General features: G+C 35.1%; 2 protein-coding genes. Both read left to right on the top strand.

Annotated features, from left to right (window positions below; genetic code table 11):
• Positions 1-58: 58 nt before the first annotated feature.
• Positions 59-538, top strand: coding sequence for an Hcp family type VI secretion system effector (locus AAC155_RS24245; protein WP_113044421.1), 480 nt, complete (start codon positions 59-61; stop codon positions 536-538).
• A gap of 40 nt (positions 539-578) precedes the next feature.
• Positions 579-740: a hypothetical protein gene (locus tag AAC155_RS24240; protein ID WP_158536640.1), complete on the top strand. Its 162-nt coding sequence runs from the start codon at positions 579-581 to the stop codon at positions 738-740.
• The last annotated feature ends 209 nt before the right edge of the window (positions 741-949 follow it).

The raw sequence follows: 949 nt of genomic DNA, 5'->3' as shown, positions 1-949 counted from the left end.
AAAGGAAAATAACTCAGAATGAGAACTTGAACATAAGGTAAATTAAGTAGGTATAGTTATGGCAAATATGATTTATGTGACGATAAAAGGTGAATCTCAGGGGCTTATTTCTCAAGGATGTTCGACTTTGGATTCCATTGGTAATCGGTATCAGCATGGACATGAAAATCAAATTATGGTGTTGCAATTTAATCATGGTCTGACAGTTGCTCAGAATGTTAATTATCAGCCGGTAAACTTCATTAAACTATTAGATAAATCTTCCCCATTGTTAATGATAGCGGCAGCTAATCATGAAAGATTGGAGTTGACATTTGATATTTATCGGACTTCTCAAATAGGTTCACAGGAACTTTTTTATTCCATCTTGCTCACTGGGGCAAAAATTTGTGATTTAAATGTTAATTGTCCGCATGTTATTAATGATAATAACGGCCAGCCGGAGGAAGTTATTTCAGTTCAGTATGTTAATATTACTTGTCGGCATCATATGGCGGGAACATCAGGATATTGTATTTGGGATGATATGGTTTATTGATAAATGCAGTTTATACGCTTATATTTTGGTTGGGATATAAGTGTATTTTTTAAATAAGTATACCCTATGGATTTCAAGATGCATCGCGACGGCAAGGGAGCGAATCCCCGGGAGCATAGGTAACGATGTGACCGGGGTGAGTGAGTGCAGCCAACAAAGAGGCAACTTGAAAGATGACGGGTATATATTGCCATTGATATAAGGAAGAGTGTCCATCCTATATTAATGGCAATATACTTTTATTCAGTGAATTAATATTGGAAGGTAAGCGTTGAATAAAATTGTAATATTATTGATGCATGTATTTACTATCAGGTTTATTTATTCTCATTTTTTCGATTAGTAATTGATAAATAAATAGCAACTTGAAACTGACCATAAACACCCAAAAAACGGCCCAGCTTTACAGCT

It is taken from the genome of Photorhabdus sp. HUG-39 (genome assembly GCF_963878365.1).
Taxonomy (GTDB): Bacteria; Pseudomonadota; Gammaproteobacteria; order Enterobacterales; family Enterobacteriaceae; genus Photorhabdus; species Photorhabdus kayaii.
The sequence above is the reverse complement of the archived record's forward strand: the minus strand, read 5'-3'. Positions and strand labels throughout refer to the sequence as shown.

Excerpts from the sequence above, each read along its gene's own strand:
- AAC155_RS24245 (WP_113044421.1), top strand. The coding sequence starts at position 59 with ATGGCAAATATGATTTATGTGACGATAAAAGGTGAATCTCAGGGGCTT.